This window comes from Mesorhizobium sp. WSM4840 (assembly GCF_055811755.1).
In genome coordinates this window covers 12506-30011 of sequence record NZ_JBVVQD010000043.1, presented here as the reverse complement: position 1 = coordinate 30011, position 17506 = coordinate 12506, and the positions used below count along the sequence as shown (strand labels likewise).

At 64.0% G+C, this 17506-nt stretch carries 4 protein-coding genes; 2 read left to right on the top strand and 2 right to left on the bottom strand.

The genetic code is table 11. The features are described 5' to 3' along the window. Positions 1–22 precede the first annotated feature (22 nt). Together AC0L3I_RS33225 and AC0L3I_RS33220 are read right to left on the bottom strand one after the other, a co-directional pair. Positions 23–553 carry a hypothetical protein gene (locus tag AC0L3I_RS33225; RefSeq protein WP_473529736.1) on the bottom strand — a complete coding sequence of 177 codons (531 nt, stop codon included), beginning with the start codon at positions 551–553 and terminating at the stop codon, positions 23–25. Positions 554–746: 193 nt separating this feature from the next. After that, the gene (locus tag AC0L3I_RS33220; protein ID WP_473529735.1) at positions 747–2693 is read right to left on the bottom strand and encodes a BTAD domain-containing putative transcriptional regulator; all 1947 of its coding nucleotides are present in this window, start codon (positions 2691–2693) and stop codon (positions 747–749) included. Positions 2694–2948: 255 nt separating this feature from the next. On the opposite strand from AC0L3I_RS33220, the gene AC0L3I_RS33215 reads away from it, so the two are divergent. Together AC0L3I_RS33215 and AC0L3I_RS33210 are read left to right on the top strand one after the other, a co-directional pair. Further along, positions 2949–11924: a hypothetical protein gene (locus AC0L3I_RS33215; RefSeq protein WP_473529734.1), complete on the top strand. Its 8976-nt coding sequence runs from the start codon at positions 2949–2951 to the stop codon at positions 11922–11924. Beyond that, positions 11924–17467: a hypothetical protein gene (locus AC0L3I_RS33210; protein WP_473529733.1), complete on the top strand. Its 5544-nt coding sequence runs from the start codon at positions 11924–11926 to the stop codon at positions 17465–17467. Before AC0L3I_RS33215 ends, AC0L3I_RS33210 begins: the two co-directional genes overlap by 1 nt. Positions 17468–17506 lie beyond the last annotated feature (39 nt).

The window sequence follows — 17506 nt, the reverse complement described above, 5'->3', positions numbered from 1 at the left end:
GGGCGCCTGCCTGATCATTAGTTCAGGGCTGCCACGGGTCCAGGGGCTCGATCTCGGCCGGTCCGAGATTGCCGATATGGAATTTCTCCGGCTTGGTTGTGTTGACGGCCAGATAGTCGGCTATTCTTGAGGCCGGCTGCGTGTTGCGGCCCTTCGCCGCGATCTCGGCGGGATCGACATCCAGTGCGATGCAGAAATCCACGTCACACACATTGCCCCCGTTTCCGATGATCCTGCCGATGGTCTTGGCGTTATCGACCTCGGCCAGCGCCGCCGCCTCCTGATCCAGCGAAAAAGCGCCGTGGTTGTTCCCCATCTGACTCAGTCTCTGCTTGAGCTGGACGACTTCGACCCCGCGCAAATGCGGCACCAGATCCTTGACTACCGCCGCCATCGAGACGATAGGCATCTGTCCGCTCATATCGTTGTGCTGAGCGTCTTGGAGCTCTTCGGCGGAATAGTGAACAACCATCACCGGATGGGTGATGACGATGGTGAGACCGAGATCGCGATCGCCGATTATGAAGGCCCGCGATGGCTTCAGTCTTCCCACGCGTGCTTTTACCGCCGAAGACTTTTTGCCTCCGACATGTGCCTTTGTCCGCGGCGCTCTCTTGGCTGCCGCCCCCGAAGTTTTCTTGGATGCTGCCTGCGCAGCTTTCTTGGATGGCGCCTGCGAAGTTTTTTTGGATGCCGCCTGCGAAGTCTTCTTGGGTGACTTGGTCATTCCACTCCCCTTCCCTCTCTCACTTGACGCCTGCCAACCGCAGGCCCTCGATGAATGGCTGCAAATCCTGCTTGCTGCGGTGCGGTTGCAGGCGCGTCATGCTCTCGGCGCTCTCGCCGGGATACATCTCCATGAGGCGGCGGCCGTACTCGCGCGCTTCGACTTTGTTCCCCAACTGTCCATGGCACGAGGCCAGCAGTCGCAGGACGGATTCATCATTGTCCAATCGGCCGCACAGCTCGATGGCCTTGCAATAGTCGGCCTTGGAGAATGCGATGCTCGCTCCGGCCCACCAGTAATGGTCCGGCGGCGTAGGATTGAGATCGATGGCGCGCTCGTACATCCGCCATGCATCATTCGCGTCGCCGACGAAGCCCATTGCGTCGCTGTGGTCGAGCAGGATGTCGGCGGAGTTCGGATGCAGGTCCCGCGCCCGGTGAAACGATTGCTCCGACTGATTGAAGTCGTGTTGGTAAAGTGCGACCATGGCCTTGCGCCAGTGCCCGGAAGAGCTGTTCGGATCATACCGGATAGCGAGGTCAGCGAGTTCGCGCGCTTCCACGAGCAGCTTCGGATCATTTCCACCTAGCAGGAGCCATTCGAGATAGAGCGAGCAGGACACGCCGGAGTAGGCTTCGGCGAAGCGGCCGTCCTCCTTAATCGCGCTGGCATATGAGCGCCTTGCCCGCCGAACACTTCGCAAATCGCACGTCTTGAGCGCGGTTTGCGCTCTCAGAAAATGCAGATACGACGAGGCGTTCCCGGTCCGCTCCAGTTGCTTGAGCGAATCGCTTTCCACCGCGCTCGACAACTCGGATGCAATCCGTGCGACGAGCACCCGGCTGGAGTGGACAATCACGTCATCCCGCAGCGCGAAGTCGCCCGCCCACACGATTGCGCCCGAAGCGCTGTTTACGAGGCGGACACACAAGGTGCCGGGACCAGAGTCGGGTCGGACAAAGCTGCTGACGGTGTAATCCGCGCGCAATAGGCTGTTCTCCAGCAGGACACCGCCGTCATGCATGGCCTGAAAGCTGCTGTGGGGCGCGAGCGTCAGATGGCTCTTATATCGTGCCAGTTCGTTCGCGATGTCCTCGACAAGAGCGCGAAGGACATTGTCACGATTCGATGACCGTGAGACCCAATTTGGGGCAAGCAAGGCGACGCGCACCAAGCGTGTTCTGAGCTCGCTGACCTCGTTGGGCCGATCGGATGCCTGATCGATGACCCTTGCCGCTGCTTGCGCAAGCGAAGCGCGCGTATGCGGCACGGGACCGTCTTCGCCTTCCACATCCAGAACCGACGTCAGGAGCCCGTAGATCCGTCTTGCTTCTTCCGGCCTGCCGATCGCGCCGTAAGCCATGATCAATGCGCGGTAGGTCTCTTCCCGGGCGCTGTCGATGGAAAGGCTGTGCCGCTCGACGTCCCGAAGCAATTGCGGATCAGCGGTTCCGTAGCGGGTGAGCGCCTTAAGCGCGTCTTGAACAAGAGCGAAGTAACGCTCGCGCAAATAAGTGCCGGCTATGGCCAAGGCGTGGTCCGGTTGACTGGCCGCGGCGGCCAGGCCTTCCAGTAGGTCGCCCCGGTAAAGGGCCATGAGCTCCAACAGAGATTGATGCGGAAGCCCGTCGCCCAACTCGAGAAACCTGCAAACATCGATCTGACCGGCGGCGTTGGTCAGCCAGAGAGATTTGTCATCCACGGCAAGGATGATGCGCAGCTCGGGCATCGCTTTCAGCATGCGCAACAGCAGTTGGCGCATGTTGCCTAGGTTTGTGGCGGTGTCGGCGCTGTCCCAAATCTGCGCCGCGGCCTGAGCCCGCGTCAGTCTTTTGGCGGGAGCCAAACAGAGCAGCGCCAGCAGGCAGAACCCCCGCGACGGAAACACGCTCGACTCCTTTTGCGAAACGACCTCTGGACAGCCGAACAGCCGGATCGACGTGATGTCGGACTGTATTATCCCCATGCTGCTTACTCCAAGCATCTGATACTCGAACAAAACTTCTACTAAGGCAATACTTTACGCGACTTGGCGCGGCGCGGCGCACGCCACACAGCATGCCCTCACGCGCCGGGCCCGAGTCGCCACGCGCTTCTCGCCGACAATGTAACGGCCGTGTAACGCCTGTCGGACGATTCAGGATCGTCAGGCGACGAGTTGAATTCGCCGCCATCACAAAGAGCCCATCGACCCTGAGGCAAGCTCCGGCTTGGGTGAGAGATGTCGAAACGCCTATATCAACCCTCGTCCGCCGTTCCGGTCTGCGACTCGCGGCGATCGCCGCTGCCTGTTAGCCGGCGAGAATTTCTTGGCTTTCTCGCCGCGACGCCGGCCGTTCCGAGTCTGTCGGGCGCCTTTGCCGCGGATCGAGCCGACGATTCGAAGTTCGATCTCGCATTTGATCTCTCGGCGGATGGGCGCTATCTGCGCGTGGTTCGCGTTGATCCAGAGACCCGGCAACCCGCGCCTGGCCTGAAAACGCTCGACATGTCGGTCGACATGTTCGGTCAGAAAGCCTGGTTCGACATTGCGCCACCCGGGCCGAGCGCGAATAAGCGCAGGCTCTACATCCGAGACATCAGCTATGGCGACCTCGTCGGCAGGAAGATTGAACTGCGCATAGAGAATGCCGGCGGCTGGAAGCTTCGGATCCTGACGGACGTCTGGCTCGACAGCGATGGACACTCGCTGGAATATGAGACGGAAACCCCGGTGTCTCTCGACGACTTCATCGAGCAGAAAACCAACGCCACCGAAACTCTGTGGGCGTCGCGCGTCAACCAGACGTTCCGGCGCATGTTCGGAGGTCGGATCGACGCCGGTAACGGCAAGGAATCGATCCAGGTCGGGCTGACCGGCACATTCCATTGGCACTTGCGCACGATATCAAAGCCACTCAGCGCATTTGCAGGTCAAATCGCCGTCAAGGAGTTTTCGCTGGGCTGGCATGACGAGCCCGCGACAACCACCAGCGAGGCGACCGAAACTAGCCCGCATTTCGCTGGGATGGGCAGGACCGCCTCGGTCGCGGCCCTGCGGGCTGGCGACAGCTCGGAGCTGCATTTCCGTCTCTTGCATTCAAAGCCGGCGGTCGAGGGCGGATGGCAGCTCGAAATACGCCGCGGCCCCTCCCCTCTCCTACCCTCTGCTTTCCAGACCGTGTCGCGGATCGTCATCGGCGAATCGACAGCGGAATTCGCTCAGAAGAGCCTGCGCGTCGCAGGTCCGATTGACTTGAGGCAGATGGTGGCCACCGAGACCAGCGTCGCCATCCCCGGGAAGAAGGAGATCGTGCGGACGGTTATTTCCGCGGCAGGCGCGGTCGACATGGAGGAAGCTGGCGGCGGCGAAAAAGTCCCGGTACCGAGGAAGACCGAAATCACCACCGCCATTGGCCGCATCCTAGCGACCGGTGCGTTGGAGACGCTTGACGAGAGGGCGGCGGATGCCAAGGTCGAGGCGGGTGGCGGTGCCGCACCCGATCCCAAACAAGTGGCAGGTGACGATTTCGGCAAGGTCATCGTCGCCGCCAATGGCGACCGGGCAGGCGCTCCGGGCCAGTCCGTGTGGATCGTCGCGGACCGCGGCGCCAAGGCCACGGACCCGCAGAAGCTCCGCCGCTCGGCCGTCGACCTCAATCTGCTCGAGGTCGACACCGCCCTGCCCGACGTCAGTCACAGCCGATTGCGGTTCGAGCGGGCCGAACTGCGGCTGGCCTTTGCCGATGGACAGCCGCTCGACGGTCCAATAGCAGAAGCGCCGATCCCGGAAGCCTCCAGTTTCATCTGGCTGGGAGCGACAGCGGACGCCGCCAGGCGGGCAGCATTCGACCTGTCGCGCGCCTCACTCATCGCGGCGCGCGACTACGACCAGATGCGGCTTCGCTTCCGCTTCTCGGACATGGTCCTGGCCTTTACGCCGCTGCCAATCATCCTCCCGGCGCGTGAAGACTGTGGGGTGGTTGTCTCGCCGCGCCAAGAGCGCGCCGAGATGTCGGACGAGGAGCGGGGGGCGCTTCCAGAACCGGTGCGCGTGGACACGCGCCCGGTTCTGGTTGTCGAATTCGATCCACAGCACGTCATGGAAGAGGCAATCTTCCGGCCGGAACCTCCCCCGCTTCCTGAGGTCGACCTGAGCTCCGCGCAGCAGGCTGAGGCGGCCACCAAGACGCCAGAGCTGGCGCAGAGAGAGTTCATCCAGGAAGCAAAGAGGAGCAACGAGGCAAGCGTTCCCGGGCTGAAACCATTCGCTGATTTCTGCAAGCTGTTCGCGGAAAGCACGGAGACGGCTGGGCTCACTCCCGAGCAACGCGTCTATATCGGCCCCGACGGGCTGGACCCAGACGCATTCGAGATCGCCCGAAAACTGCAACTGCTGTCGATCAACGCAACGATCGCGAGTGCCGTCGAGCAGTTGATCCAGATCCAGGCCGTAGCGCAGATCGCCGCCATCCAAGCGGCGGAACAGGGTGCCGAGCCGCAACCCAAACCGTTGCCGAGCGATCCGGACCTACGGCTCGAGCTCGAGCGCAAGCTCGAATCGACGCTGCCCCTGTATTCGCTGTTCCGTTCCTTCCACCGCGACCTCCTGACCGGCAACTCCAAGATGATCGCGGCGGATCCAGCAAACGGGAACGCACTCGACGCGGAGTATTTTCACCCGGATAACCGCGTCGGGCTCTCGCCGGAGGATCTGCGGAGAGCGGACGCGCGCGATCGGGACGCGCGCGCGAAATTTGTCCTCTTTGCGGCCGGCCGCGACGAGATCCCGGACATCGTCGAGGCGCGGCTTTCCGGACCGACACGGCTCGCGTTCCGCCTCAACTGCCGGCCAGGACCTAGCGACAGCCACGATGCCAATGGACTACCGGCCTTTCCGGCCGCGACGCCGGACCAGCCAGGCGCCGCTGGACTGGCATTCGGCGCCATGCCGTTCACGTTTGCCGCACTCACCGACTGGTCGCATCACGAGCCGGCGGTCACGCGCCGCGCGGAGAAACTGTTCCGCGAGGCGCCGTCCGGCATCATGCAGCCGCTCGGCCAGCAGGCGGCCGATCTCGACGACCTTCGCATGCTGCGCCATCAAGGCCTGACAGCTGGTGAGGAGGTAACCGGCGCCCAGCGCATGAGCGAGATCCGCGCTTCGCTGGCGGACGGCCCCACAGCGCTTGAGACCGCCATCGAAATCCCATCGCGGCTGGTTTTGTCCACCGCACAGGACGCGGTCTGGCAATCGACCCGGCGCTTTGCGATCCCGCGCGCCAATTCCGAGTTCACCAATCCGCCGGCCGTGCTCGAGCACGGCGAGACGCCGACAGAGCTCGGCGCACCAGCCTCTTCGCACAGCCGCGACCTATGGACCGCGCGCCTGCTGATCGACGACGTACTGCCGGGCCTGAGGGTTGTCGGCACGCCCGATTTCCGGCCGATGGCGCTGCAGCCGGCGCAAGACGGCGAAGAGGCGCCTCCTGGTCATTTCGCGCCGCCGCGCGGCGCCTATGCGCCGTGGTTTATTGGAGCTGAGCAATCGAACACGACGGCTCGCTCACCGCTTCAGGCACATGTCAGGGCGTTTCCCGACGACGCGGGCAATTGGCAGACCGCGGACGGCAAGTGGAAGCCAGACGCGGAGTTCTGCGAGGCCGAGCCCAATTTCCCGACGACACGAAAACTGCGGCTGGTCAACTGGTTGTGCCGCCGCCTTGGCATCCGCACCGGCACGGAAGCCGACATCAAGTTCTTCCGCACTTCGCTCGATGCCTACGACCGCCACGAATTGCTGCTTCTGTCATCGGCCTACGGGCTGCCGGTCACCGGCAAACGCAAGGCAGTCGGCGAGAATGTCGAGGTGGGCGGCGCGCTGGTGGATGGCTCGGGCCAGTTCGAGCCCGGCAAACACTTTGCGTTGCTCGACGGGCGCAATGACGAGGCAATCTACCGGCCGGTGCCGCTGAATCCGACCGAGCTCACCCTGTCCACATTGGGCGGGTCCTTCACACACGACACGCATTTCAATCCGCCGGCGACGGCGCTCGACATCGGCGGCCGACCGTTCTTCAGCGGCCTGTCGATCGAGCGCTGGCAGCATCAGATCGTGCTCGGCCGCGACATCCGCGCCGAGGTCGTCTACAAGGGATACTTGTTCCCGCTCGGCCACCGCGCGTCGCTGGTGAAGCTCACCGAGCGCATATTCCTGCTGACAAAAAACCAGGGCTACAAGGCGCTGCTTCGCCAGCGCATGTTCCTGAAGATCGGCAAGCCTGACAAGAAATATCCGGCTGTCGGCCAGCCTAATGCCGGACGTCAATGGTGCGCCAGCGATGTCCTGATGCTCACCCGGCGCACGCCCGACATCGTCGATCCGACGACACCGCTGGCGAACGCCATCAACACCAGCCTGCCGCCTGGTCAACTGGCCGAGAGCCCAAACGGAAGTCTGGATCTCGCCGGCTCCCCTGGCCTTGCGTTCTGGCCAAAACTCGATCTTACCGACCAGGGCAAGATCCCGTTCCAGTTCGCACTCGACGGCAAGCAGACGTCGATGCCGTTGCTGTTCCTCGACAACGTCTCGGCCACGACGCCGGCCAGCGTGAAAAAGGTCGCCGACCATTACAACACCATGGCCGGCGGTCGCCGCTCCATGCAAATGCAAGGCCAAAAGCTACGCTTCGCCGAGGAGATGGAGAGCGGCGACACCACCTTCGCCACCGAAACCGTGCTCGTGCAGGCGCAGGGCCGGCGACATCCGGGCGGCGCCCAATGGGGCGGCAACAACACGCTTTACGAAACCACCGGCGTGCTCGAAGGAGCCGAACAGCCTCCCTTCTATCCCGCTGTCGAAACGGCGACCATCCACATCGAGCAGGTGGAACGGCTCACCGGCTCGGGCGTCAAAGCGACCGGGGTGCGCTACGATGGGCATTTCCTGGAAAACGGTTTGAAGAGCACGAGGACAGCCGCGTCCGATGCGGCCGCCGCCGGCAATCCGCTGGAAGTCTTTCTCAACCTCATCGACAACGTCCGGCTGGACATGGGCGGCAGCGGCGACCGGTCCGGCGGCATTGCCCGGCCCAATTCAGTGATCTACGCCCTGTCGCGCAGCAAGGGTCCGTTAGGCGCCGACAACCCAGGCTATCAGGCCGAGCCGAAGTCGAGCCTTGCTCCGATTGACAAGATTACCAGCATCGTCTCGCTGGCCGAGTATTTCCGCAGGGCCGCGCCCCGACCAAAGCCGTCAACGGCTGCCGCCGTCGCCGCGCCGTCCGACCAGGCCAACGACGCCGCCCAGCTCGAGGTGTTCGAGAAGTTCTTTTCGGACGACGCCAAGTTGCTCGGCATCATCAAGCTGCGCGACCTGATGAAGCTCTTCGATCTCGCCGGCGCTGACCTGCCGCTGCTCCAGGAGACGATGGAGTTCGGATCGGCGCTGCAGGGGGCGGCTTCCGACGCGCTCTCGCTGGTGCGCGTCAATGTTCTCTTGCCGCTGAAGGCCGCGGTGGAGACAATCGCTGAGCAGTGGGACGCCCTTGACAAACGGCTGGCCGAGGCGCAGCCAGCACCCGCGCAGGGCAAACCGCTCTCGATCAAGACCTATTTCCCGGAGATCGATGAAGGACTGAACGGCCTCGACGCGCTGCTCGACGCTGCGCTGGCCGAGAACGATGTCCTCAAGCTGCCGAAGAAACTGTCGACGATCTACGAGTCGGGAAAACGCTTCGCGCGCCTGCTGGCGACGCTCGCGGCGAACGCCCCTGAGCGCGTGCAGGAGGCGGTCCGCGACCAGCTGCTCAATGGCATTTCGGACATTCTCGGCGCCAAGACCGCACTCGAGGCCACACTGGACGAGCTCCAGGCAATCAAGACCACCGATCCCGCGATGGCGGTCGCCGCAGCCGCGGCCGAATTGATCGGCGCGATCGAATTTCTTGACGATCTCATACCGCTGCCGGTGCCGACTCCAGACCTTGTGGCCGCGGTCCGCGTCGTCGGCGGCACGGCTTCCGAGCTGGCGGCAGCAGAAGATCAGGCCCGGCAAGTCATCGACATGCTACGGGCGGTTGTCGCCGCCGACAGGGCCGACTTGCGCAAACAGATCGCAGAGATCGTCGCCAGGCTCGGCAATGGCGAGACTGAATTCGAGGCCGCCACGGCCGCCGTCGCGAAACTCCTCATCAACGGGGCGCGCGGCCTGATCGCGAGGGCGACCGAGTTCATCGAGGCTGAAGTAGAGGACCCATACAGGGCAAGACTGCTTGAGGCGGTCGCCGCCTACAGCGAACGCCTTGACCAGGTCGAGCTCGCGATCAGCAATGCGTCGCCGGTCTTGCCGCCGGCCGTATCGCAATTGCTGGCCGAGCTGCGCCGCTTCCAGGAAGCCGGACAGTGGATAAAGGCGTTCATCGCCGCGATCAAGCAGAATGACATCGAGGCAGCCCTATCGGTGGCGGCACAGATCGCTCGCCGATTGTTCGGCGCCGAACTGGACATCACCGGGATCCTGAAGTCGCCCGGAGCCATCGCCGCTGGCTCACTCGATACGCTGGCTGAAGCGTTAAGATTTACATCGGGCGGTGCAACCGCCTGGCCGACGGACGCGGAAGCTGAGGCCGCGGCCGAGGTCAACCTGCCCGACGACCTGCCGGCTGACAGCGTCGTGCTCAAGAAGATTGCCGCCGCGTGGAAGTCCGTCGGAGAGATGGACGCGGCGCTCATCACGGCACGCACCGAATTCGACGATCATAAGGACGATCTCACGAGTGACGCGCTGCGCGTCGCGGCGGACGGCGTCCTGACGGATACGACCGCTGTTTCGAGCAAGATCAAGCTTCAGATCGGCTCGATCTACCGGCACACTGTCCGCCTCGGCCGTGGGCTGCAGTCGGTCCAGCGCTCGCTGCACGACATTCAAGGCATGTCGATCGGCAACGGCGCCGGCGACACGCTCAATCCGGCTAGGCTGCTGCAACGGCTCGAGACTGCGCGCGCGCTGGTCGAAGTCTCCCTTGACGGTCTCTCCGCCGCTTTCAGCGAGATTGTCTCGGTTCTTCTGGATTATCTGAGCAAACCCAACAACCAGGCCGCGCTCGCGGGTGCTTTCGCTGCGACTTTGATCGGTTCCGCCGATATCGCAAACGCGTTCAAGACACTCGAGGCCAGGCTCAAGGCAGCCGAGTCCGCGATCATCGATTCCTTGGCGGACGTGATCGGGCTGTCTCTCACGCTCCTTTCCAAAGGCGGTCTTTTCGCGAACAGCAGCTTCGATACGCTCACGCAGCCCTTCGCCGCGTTGCCTGAACTCTTCAATCCCGAGCGCGACGCAGTCGTCCGCTCGTTGACCGAGCTTGCGGACGCCTTGCCGCGAGACTTGCTTGAAAACTTCGAGCAGGGAGGCAATCCGCAAACGCTCGAAGACCTGCTCAACCTTCCGGTCAAGAAAGCCGGGCCAACGACTGTCAGGCAGTTCTTCATCGAAGGCGGCGCCAACAAGGAGTTCGACCAATTGCGCGCGCGCCTGCGCACGGCCGAAGTCACGGCCGGCAATGCCTACCGCAGCCTGCTCGCACGCGCGGCCGCGGCGCCTCAGGCGTTGCTGAACAAGGCTTTCGGCCTGGCCAGCCCCGCGCTCAAGCCGCTCGCCGACTCTTACGCCATCGTGCTTGCGGCGCGCGACCGGGTGCTGAAAGACCCGGCCATTGCGCAAGGCTTGGCGAGCGAGCTCGTCGTCGAGGCGCTCACGGTTGCGCCGCATCCAGATTTCCCCTGTGAAGGCGATGGATGCGATCGCCTCAAGCAGGAAGCGGATTGGCTCAAGGCCGTCGCCGATGCCAGCGATTTCGGCCAGACCGCCATTCGCAAGCAACTCAGCGCCCTTCTCGATGGCTGGTTGACCGGCGCCGCGGCGCCGCTGGTCATCGCCGAGAATCTGAAAACTCTGGTCGTCAAGGCGACCAGCGGCGACATTCTGAGCATGATCGACGTCGCGGCGTTGCGCGATGAAATCGAAGACGCGCTTGCCAATCTCGTGCCGCTGCGCACCACGCTCGCCTACGACGTGAATCTGGCAACTGGCGACTACGGCGCCGGCGAGAGTAAAGGCAAGATCTTCAGTCTGATGAAGGGCAGCCGTTTCGATGTCGCCGTTAGGGTCGACATCGACCTTCTGGGCAAGGAGGCCGTCAAGTTCCGCGCCGACGCCAAGCTTGGCGCCTTTCAGGTCAACCTGCTCGGCGGCATTTTCGACGCCGTCGCGCTGAAGTTCCACGGCGCCTCGTTCCTGATCGAAGATGGCGGCAAGCCGTCTTTCGACGTCGACTACAATACATTCGAAATCGGCGAGAAGCTGAAATTCGCGCAGAAGCTGCAGTCCTTCCTGAGCCCAAGCGGCAGCGGATTCTATCTGCAAACGCTCGATGGTCTGCCCGGCATCGAGGCCGGCTACGGCATCAACCTCGGCACGATCCAGCTCGGTGGCATCTCGTTCTCCAACGTCTCGCTCAACGTTGCGGCGCTATTGCCGTTCACCGATAGCGAAGCGCTGTTTCGCGCATCGCTGGCGCGACGCTTGGCGCCTTTCACGATCAGCGTGCCGCCCTTCGGCGGCGCCGGCTACTTCGCCATCACCGCGAGCGCCAAGAAGATAGTTGGCTTCGAGGCGTCCTTCGAATTCGGCGGCAGCGCCGATTTCTCGTTCGGCCCGCTGGTCGCTTACGGGCGTATTATGAGTGGATTCTACATCCGCACGCAGGAGCTCTCCGGCGGCCAACGCCTCACCGAGCTCTCGGGCACGTTCTTCGCGGGCGGAGCCGCCAGCATCTGGATCTTCAATTTCTACGCATCGCTCTACGTCAAGCTCGGCATGACGCCGGGCGGCGCCATGGAAGGCGAGGCGATCTTTTCATTCGCCTTCTCGATGGGCATCGTCGACTACGACTACAGCGTGCGCGCCGCCAGCAGCCAGCCGGCCATGGGCAGCGGCGGCGGCGGTGGCTCCAGCCAGTCCGGCGCGCTGGAGAGCCCGACGCGCTTTGCAGGCCTGACGGCCGACGGCATTGACCGGTCGATCATCACCGGGGCGATTCCCGTCACGCCCGAAGAATATGGCTTCGTCACCGGCGTCAGGGCCAACACCGTGTGCCAGGCGAAGGACACGACAAAATACGCCGGCTATTTCGACCTCTCGCTTGTGGAGAACATATGATGAGCGAATTGCTTGTCCGCCCTTTCATGAGGGTCGTAGCCAGCGGCTACACCAAGAGTGGCGCCCCGCAACTGACATTGATCGCCACGCCCGAACCGGTGACCTCCGGCGGTTTTCCGTTGTCCGAGTGGCCGAAACGCTTGGCAACGCTGATTGCCGCAGGCATCGGCCTGCCAGGCAGCGGCAAGACACCGGGAAAATTCGGCGTGGAGATCGCGGTCGCTCCGAAAGCAGCGCAAAGTCTCGTTGGCGCTTGCTGGACGGCCGCCGAGCCCGACGTGGCGAAAGCGACCACCGTTCTAGCGACGGCCGCGATCAAGCGTATTGGCGATCCAAAGACCGTCAAGGTCTGGGACGAGATCAATGCAGTGTGGCAGGAAGCTTTCCAGGCAACAGGTTCCGGGTCGGAGGCTTGGTCGGCACTATCGCAGCTCGTCGGCGCCTCGCTTGCTGGCAGCAGTGTTAAGGCCGAACTGACGGAGGCTCCCGACGCGGCCAAGCTGCAAGAAAACGGCCGCGGCCAGATGCGCCCCGCCGGCGCCAAGCCTGGCGATGCGGTCACGATCAAGACCATCATCCCCGCGCGCCAGAGCGACCTTGCGTTCCACCTTGAAATAGAGCGGGCAAAGCGCGTCGCCGACATGATTCGCTCGCCGCTGCCGGACCTCGACGCTGCGCTGGTCGGCATCACAGCAGCCAAACGCACCGATCTTGTGGAACCGCCCAACGAGAAGGCCGCACTGGACGAACTGTTGGAACGCAAGAAGGCGGAGTTGAACAGTGTCGTCGCGGCGACCCAAGCCGACCGCGAGGCCGCAAAGGCGAAATTCGAGGCGACCAGGGGCAAGCTCGCCGGTCGGCTGTGCAGCCCGGACGCCACGGTGTTGGCTGTCCAGGATCCCTCAAACGCCGACACGAAGGACCGGGCGACCGCCGCCCGTACCCAACTCTACGGCAGCTGGGCTCAAGCACGGCTTCCCGCCGACGACGAGACAAAGCGCCTCGAACGCCTGGCACAGACGTTCTACGCGCTCCAGGGCGATCCCGGTTTTGCACGGCTTTTCTGCATGGCGATCGATCTTGAAGTCACCGATCCCATGCCGGCAGGCACCTATTTCTTTCTCGCCGCCGAGCCGGACGAGGCCGGCCGCATGACACCACGCGTATGGACGATGGCCAAGCGCGCGGACAAGCACTTCTGGCCAGCGCCGAGGGACGAGATGGACGTTCCCGAGCCGATCCTTGGCGAGGAGAAGTGGCAAGCGCCCATCACGAGCCTCATCACTGGCCTTGATCAGTTCGACGGCATTTCCCTGATGGGCGCCGGCGCGGAGAAGAAAAATCCGCGCTACGGCCTGGCATCGCTCGACATGCGCCGCGCCGTCGAGCCGACCGGCAATGACAACGTCATCGATGCGCCCGGGGCGAACGCAAACGCCTTCATCACCGCCGGTTTCGTCATCATGGACCGCCTGCGCGCGGACGAGGCGGTCCGTACCGCAGCCCGCACAGCCGCACAGAAGCTTGAGGTGCCTGAGGACGGGGAACAGCGTACGCGCGCGCTCCTCTCCGCCGAAGACCTGACCATCGGCCGGCGGCTCGATGTAGCGGCCCGCAGGAAAGGCGCCGACCGCTGGCGCAGCCTGATGAGCCGAACCGTAAGCTACGATTTCCGGGTGAAGCGCGAGCCAAAACCGGCCGTTAAGGCAGCCCTCGACACCCTGATCGGCGCACCCGGTTCCCCTGAGCGGCGCGAGATTGACGCCGCCAGCATGGTTGTCGCATCCAGGCTCGTGCCGCGCGGCGCCGCTGGCACCGACACCGACGCCGTGGTTGAGGAGGCCATCGCACAGTGGGATGGCACGCCCATGGCGGTGCTTTGCGCGCCCGAGCGTCCCGTCCCTAGTGATGCGGCGGCGCAGGCACCCCTACCCTTCCGTCGCACGCTCGGCCTGCCCGACGCCAAGAACGACCCAGCCTCGCGGCTACCGCCGCTGCGTTACGGCGCTGGCTATCGTTTCGCCATGCGCTCGACGTTTCTCGGCGGCCGTGCCACGCCGCTTCAGGAGAACGGCGCGCACCTGAAACGGCAGTTCCCAACGTCGGCAGGGATCGACTTGGAGGGCTTGCTCGCGTTTCCAGCAAAACTCGGAAAAGACGCGACGCCGGCTTCGCTCAGGCGGTTCCTGCGCCAGGAGGCGATCGGGCGTCCGGACGTCCTGCTGCCGGCTCACATCGCGCTGCGCCCCAACGCGCCTATGGGTTTCGAGCAGGCGGACCGCGCCGGCCTGCGTGTCGACAATGCCGAGCCGGCGGTGCCGGGTGAATACATCGGAGGCGCACCCTATGTGCCGGCGACACGGCGGGCCCATCCGGCCTCGACCATGCGCATCATCGTGCCGCCGACGACCTCGCTCGACCAGGCGACTCGGCACGGCATGCTTGACACCCCGGACTTCGTCGAACGCCTCAAGGGTGGGTTGCGCGATGTGCGTCGCGATCGCCAGGCGCCCGACATGAACGACGACAAAAGTCTCGTCCCAACCCGCAAGCCAGCCGGCTTTCCGATCGCCGTCACCCGAAAGCCGTACGGCTTCGGCACGACGCCCGCCGAACAGTTGCGCGAGATTGTCTACGACGCTCCCGACGAGCAGGGCGAAACCGTGTTCATCGCCGGTGAGGACGTCGGCAAGCGGCAAGCATTCCTGCCCGACCCTGCGGCCGAGCATTATGTGCTGAGGCTCAGACACCGCACCACCGGCGCGTTTCTCGACGGCTCGCTGGTGATTCCCGTCTATGACGGTGGACTTGCCGGCTGGCCGAATGCCCGGCCACTCGCCATCGTGATGTCTCAGGTGAAGGCCCGGCCTAAGCCGATTGCCGTTGCAGAGGTGCTGGCTCTGGCCAAGTCTCCGGACCAACGACTGTCGCCGAAGGGCGAGTTCGGCAAGACGGGCGCGCGCGTGAAAGTAATCGAGATGAAGCTCGCCCCATCCGAGGATTTTGAGCTCATCGCCTTCTGCCTGCCGAGCCCGGAGCGGCTGGCGAAATGGTTCGCCCTCCCCGAGGTGCTTGGCGCGCTGATCAGTCCGATGGGGACCCCGGCAACACCCGACAAGCTCGCCCAGATGTTCGGCAAGCCAGCTGCCGAGGCACTGCAAAAATGCCTCGACGCCCAAGCCGAGGGGGACTGCCATTGTTCGATCGGCGGCCATGCAGGAGCGAGCGATGATTTGCTGCTGGAGGTCGCTCGGCTCCTTTTGCAGCACGCGACCTGTAAGCGGCCAATCGAAGACCTTGCGGCCGTCGCGCCGGTACGGGTTGCCTGCGCCGCGAGCCGGCCAGCGTCGGCTCCGCAATGGGCGGTGTCACCATTGCCAGATGGGTTTGACGCGGCGATCGACGGCGTCGCGTGGATCGGTGAAGACGCGAAAGACAAGCAGCTGGCGCGGAACCTGTTCGGCGCCGCCGGCGCGGCGAGGCCGGCTGCTGTCACCGAGCCCACCGGAGCGGACAAGCGGCACGTCGAGGCCTTGCCGCTCGCGCGGGCCGTATTCGAACCTGTGACGGTACTGGGCTCGAAGGATTACCTCCTGACGGGGGCAATCTCCATCGACCTGACCGATGCCGATAGTTTCGAGATCGTGGCGGAGACGGCCTCGCCTCGCACCTCGGTGATGGACGATATCGGACGTCGGCGTAGTCTCAAGTCGCGTCGTTCCGGCCGCTGGCCGAGCCTGCTCGACGAGGCCGGCAAGCGCCGGTTCTCCTCGGTGCTCGACGTCTACGGCTTCGACAAGATCGACGACCTCAACAAGGTTTACCTGAAGCGCTCCGAGGTCACCCTGCTGCGCTGCGAGGCGTTGCCAGTGGAGGGCACAACGCCACTATGGCCGCAATGGGCCGGCCGTTCGACGGTCAGCCTGGCGATGATACACGAAGCAGCCCGGCGTGGTCTCGTTGTCATCAACAAGGAATCGGAAGCGCAGGGCCCCGCCGACAGCGGGCAGCAGCGCCGCCTGATGTTCAAATCCGACCAGGTCCACACATTCCCCGACGCGAAGGCGCGGCGCCTCATCGTCAAGGCAGTGGCGTTCTCTCGCTTTGCCGCTGACTGGCAGACCGTCGATCGCTGGCGCGCAGCAGGAGAAACCACGCAGCAGGAGCTGGCGCGCCGACAGCCGCTCAACCGCAGGCAACAGATCCGGGAAAGTGGAACGCACGAGATCTGGCTGCCTGCGACCGAGCGCCCAGCCAAGTGCGTTGTGCGTTCACCCATGCCGGTGTTTCGGTCCGAACGCCGCACACTCGACAATGGCGGGCTCGCCGCTCATACGCTCAAACGCAGCTGCGTGACCCGCATCTATCTGTCGCGCGGCTGGTTCTCTTCGGGTGAAGGAGAGCGGCTGGGCGTCGTGATCTGGCCGCCGAACCACTTCGACCATCCGAAAGCGTCCCTCTCCTACAAACTCAAGGAACATTATGGGCGCAACGTAACGCTGGACGTGCTATCCGACGAGTTCCTCGGTCCGGGAGGCGCCTTCATCACCCGTTGGGGCGGAGACCCCATACGCTGGGACAGCACGCCGGACACCGAACCGTTGATCGGTCCAGAGAACTTCGCCGACGTCGCGCATCTCATCCGCCGGCCGCAAGATCCGCCGATCCCGCCCGAAGTGCTCGAGCGCCTGAAGTCGTCGCCGCATGATCCGCGCATCGTCACCAAACAGAAAATGCCGATCGCCGTGCCCGTCGATGAAACCGGGAAGGCGGTCACGGATGAGGCCAGCAACGAACCGAAATTCGACACGATGGAGGTGAGCCTCATCACCTACGAGCCATGCTTCGACGCGGATCGTGAGGAATGGTTCGTGGATGTCGAGATCACGCCGTCGAAATCAACCGATCCCTTCGTTCGCTTGGGTCTTGTGCGCTACCAAGAGCACGCCGCACCCGACATCCGGGTTTCAGAACCGGTAGTCGCATGGTCTCAGGTCCTGCCGCATCGAACCGCGACGGTCACCCCGATCCGGAGCAAAAACGGCGATCTCACGGTGTTCGCCAGCGTCTTTGGCCAGGCGTCCGAACGAGTCAAGCACCACGAGCGCCACAAGAAAACGGGGCATCCGGTCTACGACGCGCTCGACAAGCCGCATATGCGCATGAGCGTGGTCCACGAGGGCAAGGATGCCGGCGGCCGATGGAGACGTACACCGGCCGACGCGGCCGAGTTCCATGCGGTCGACATGGATCCGCACGTCGAGAACGGCACGGCTCGTTGGAACGTGCACTTCCCGGTCCCCGCCGCAAGGGTGGCCGAACTCGGCCAAGGGCGGTTCTATGCTTACATCGAGGAGATCGAACAGCGGATGCCCGCCACGTATCCGGTCGAGCCGATCTCTCCGGACACCATGTTCAATCCAAGCACGCTGGTCGATTCCGGACCGCGCTTCTCGGCTCGCATCCCCTTCGACCTGCCTCCGCGAGGTGAGCAAGCATCCGATCCGAAGCCCAAATCGCCAGCGCTTTCGGGCTCAAAGTAGGACCCAAACGTTCGTTGTCCGCACCGGCGAGGTCCCATC

Bases quoted from the DNA above. Each gene is read 5' to 3' on its own strand.
- AC0L3I_RS33220 (WP_473529735.1), bottom strand. From the start codon at position 2,693: ATGGGGATAATACAGTCCGACATCACGTCGATCCGGCTGTTCGGCTGT.
- AC0L3I_RS33215 (WP_473529734.1), top strand. From the start codon at position 2,949: ATGTCGAAACGCCTATATCAACCCTCGTCCGCCGTTCCGGTCTGCGAC.
- AC0L3I_RS33210 (WP_473529733.1), top strand. From the start codon at position 11,924: ATGAGCGAATTGCTTGTCCGCCCTTTCATGAGGGTCGTAGCCAGCGGC.